Raw genomic sequence first — 3,431 nt, 5'->3', positions numbered from 1 at the left:
GTCGGGTGGCTGCGAGCGGGTTCGTCGGTCGGGCAGCGGAGCTTGCCCGGTTGGACGCTTTGCTGGCGCGGGTGGGGGACGCCCGGCGTGACCTTCCCGGGGTGGCGGTGCTGCTGCGGGGGCGGCGCCGGGTCGGCAAGTCACGGCTGGTCCAGGTGTTCTGCGAGCGAGCCGGCGTCCCGTCGGTGTTCTTTCAGGCGAGCCAGGGCGCTGATCCGGCGGCAGAACGGGTTGCCTTCGCCGCAGCCGTGGGCGAATCGGAGCTTCCGGGCCGGGACCTGTTCGCCGACGGTACGGTGCTGCCGACCTGGACGGCGGTGTTCCGCCAGCTCGCTGCGGCGCTGCCCGCCGACTCCCCGAGCATCGTGGTCATCGACGGGTTGCCCTGGCTGATCGACGCCGACCCTGCCCTGGAAGGGACGTTGCAGACGGCGTGGGACACGCTGCTCGCACGCAAACCGGTGCTCTTCGTGCTCATCGGTTCGGATCTGGCCATGATGGAACGTCTGGACGACTACCGGCGTCCGTTCCACCAGCGCGGGACGGTGATGGTGTTGCCCGCGCTGAACCCCGCCGAGGTCGGTTCCATGCTCGATCTGCCGGCGGCTGAGGCGATCGACGCGTATCTTGTCACCGGTGGGTTGCCGTTGATCTGTCAGGAATGGCGTCCAGGGGAGTCCGTCGAGAGCTTTCTTGGCGAATCGCTGGCCGATCCGACCGCCGCGCTGCTGGTTTCGGGTGAACGCTCGCTCGCCGCCGAGTTCCCCGGTTATCTTCAGGCCCGGTCCGTGCTTACCGCGATCGGTAACGGCGAACGCACGTGGAGCGGTGTTCGCGCGGCAATGTCGTCCGGGGTCGAGCCGATGGCGGCCAGCTCACTGACCAACGCCCTACGTCTGCTCGAAGCCAAACGGGTGATCGCTGTCGATACTCCGTTGTCGGTCAAACCCGCCGAGAAGGACCGTCGTTATCGGGTGGCCGACCCGTACCTGCGTTTCTTTCTGGCGTTCGTCGAAGCGGGGCTGCCTCTGGTCGAACGCGGACGCGCCGATCTGCTGCTGCGCAGGGTACGGCGTTCCTGGACTTCCTGGCGTGGCCGTGCCGTCGAGCCTGTGATCCGGGAGGCGTTGCTGCGTATCGCCCCGGAACTCGGATGGTCCGAGGCGGAAGCCGTCGGCGGGTGGTGGAATCGGCAGAACAATCCCGAGATCGATCTCGTCGGTGCCGACCGCCAGGGCGCCGCCACCCGGATTCTGTTTACCGGCAGTATCACATGGCAGATCGCAAAGCCGTTTGACCAGCATGACCATTCCGCACTGGTGCGGGATACGGCGGCGGTACCGGGGGTCGGCCCGGCTACTGAACTGCTCGCAGTCAGTCGGAACGGTGTCGCCGCCGGCCTGCCGATCCGGGCGGTCGGCCCGGATGACCTGATCGCGGCCTGGCGTGCTTGACTGGTTCAGATGATCGACTTCTGAACCGGGCTCTCGGAGCGAGACCCTTCCTCGGAGGCGATGATCGGCGTTTGTTTGTCGTTAGGTACGGTTTTCGGCCGGATAGGCGTACCTGACGACAAACTCGCGCCGATCTTGTCGGCGGACGATATTCGTTCTCAGCGCAGGTGGTCCTGCCAGTCGGCGGGCACCCGCCCGACCGGGCCGGGCGTCGGTTGGCCCAGTGGGTGATGCTCGGGCGGCGCCAGCGGCGGCCCGTCGTAGAACTGTTCGGTCTGGTAGTCCCAGAACCAGGTCTCGCCTGGCTCGAAGCTGCGGATAAGCGGATGGCCGGTCGAGGCCGCGTGCGCGCTCGCGTGCTGGGAGGGGGAGGAGTCGCAGCAGCCGATGTGGCCGCATCGGGCGCAGCGACGCAGATGGAACCACCATCCGGGGCCGTTGCCGGCGGTGCATTCGGCGCATCCCGTTCCGCTCGGTGTCGCGGACGGATCGATCGTGGTCACCTCAGTCATGCGGCTCACCTCGCTCTTGCGGCTCGCTCGGTCCTCCAGGCGCTTCATCGGCTGGCTGGGCAGGCAGCCGCACCCGGAAGCGGGTGTCACCGGGCACTGACTCCACTGACAGGTCGCCGTGGTGTTTGGTGACCACGATGCGCCAGGATATGTCCAGGCCGAGACCGGTGCCCTCGCCCACCGGTTTGGTGGTGAAGAACGGTTCGAAGATCCGGTCACGGATCTCCGGTGCCACGCCCGGCCCGGTGTCGGCGATCTCGATCACCAGGTGGTCGACCACCAGGTGGTCCTGGCTGGATGTCGTGCGCACGGTCAACGTGCCGGCGCCGTCCATGGCGGCGACCGCGTTGTCGATCAGATTTGTCCAGACCTGGTTGAGTTCGGCGGCATAGGCGGGGATCTTCGGTAGCGTTCGGTCGTAGTCCCTGACAACGGTGATGCGCTCGCCGATCGTGCCGGCGAGCATGACCAGGGTGCTGTCCAGCAGCTCGTGGACGTCGACCCGCTGGTAGGGCGCGCGGTCCAGCTGGGAGTACTGCTTGGCGGCGGTCACCAGGGTCGAGATCCGGGTCGTGGAGTCCTCGATGTCGTTCACGAGCAGCTCGGTTTCGACCGTGTAGTTGAGCCACCGGACGGCACCTTCGAGTATCGCGCCGGGGACGCTGGCCGCGACCTGGTCCAGCCAGGCAAGGTCGAGACCGGCCTGGACGAAGGTCGGGGCGAGATCCCACCCGCCGGCGATGCCGTGTTCGTCGAGCCAGTCGGTGACCGCATCCTCCCTGTCGCCGACCTCCAGCGGAGTCAGAACGGGCGCCTTCGCGACCCGCTCCACCGCCTCCTCCTGCAGTCGGATCAGGGTTTCCAGGGTGGCCCGGTCGTAGGGTCCCGAGGCGATCAAGCCGAGTTTGTGCCGCATCCCGGCGACCCGCTCCCGCAACGCCGACGTGGCCCGTACCGCGGCGGCGGCCGGATTGTTCAGCTCATGGGTGAGCCCGGCGGACAGGGAGCCCAACGCCAGCAGCCGTTCCCGCTGACCGACCGCCTGCTGGGTGGTCCGCATGCCGAGGAACAACCCCTCCAGCATGTGCACGGCCATCGGGAACCATTCGTGCATCAGCCGCGCCAGCGCAGCCGCCGGGAGCACGAAGAAACGCGACGGCTCGCTGGCCCGCAACGAGGCGCTGTAGACCTGCGGCACACGGTCGCCCAGGTAGGCCTGAAAGGCGCCCGCGTACACGCCTCGCTGGGATGTGCGGTTGATTTCCACGTCGTCGGCACCGATCCGCCGCGACATCACCAGTGCGCCCTCGATGAGCACGTAGAAGCAGGTGGCAGGTTCGCCTTCGGTGAAGACCTGTCCTGGTCCGATGGACTCGGCGCGTCCTTGCGCGCACAGCCAGGCCAACTGGTCCTCGGTGAGTTTCTCGAACAGGAACAGCGTGCGGAGCTCGTCCGGGCTGCACGC

The 3,431-nt window shown here is 67.6% G+C and carries 3 protein-coding genes; 1 reads left to right on the top strand and 2 read right to left on the bottom strand.

Annotation, left to right across the window (positions count from 1 at the left end; genetic code table 11):
* Positions 1-5: 5 nt before the first annotated feature.
* Complete coding sequence (locus tag U9980_RS13725; RefSeq protein WP_416210266.1) at positions 6-1,454, top strand: ATP-binding protein; 1,449 nt, start codon at positions 6-8, stop codon at positions 1,452-1,454.
* A 158-nt stretch (positions 1,455-1,612) separates the two neighbouring features.
* Here U9980_RS13725 and U9980_RS13720 read toward each other — a convergent pair whose 3' ends face one another.
* Together U9980_RS13720 and U9980_RS13715 are read right to left on the bottom strand one after the other, a co-directional pair.
* A complete protein-coding gene (locus U9980_RS13720) occupies positions 1,613-1,966 on the bottom strand; it encodes a UBP-type zinc finger domain-containing protein (protein WP_322768264.1) in 354 nt (117 codons plus the stop codon).
* On the bottom strand, positions 1,959-3,431 hold a 1,473-nt coding region (locus tag U9980_RS13715), incomplete at its 5' end, for an ATP-binding protein (RefSeq protein WP_322768263.1). The genes U9980_RS13720 and U9980_RS13715, both read right to left, overlap by 8 nt.

This window comes from Protofrankia sp. Cr1 (genome assembly GCF_963555865.1).
GTDB lineage: Bacteria > Actinomycetota > Actinomycetes > Frankiales > Frankiaceae > Protofrankia.
Note: the sequence above shows the minus strand (reverse complement) of the source record. Positions and strands in the feature narration are given on the sequence as shown.

What these genes read in the sequence shown, in the direction of transcription:
- U9980_RS13720 (WP_322768264.1), bottom strand. Translation starts at nt 1,966, where the DNA reads ATGACTGAGGTGACCACGATCGATCCGTCCGCGACACCGAGCGGAACG.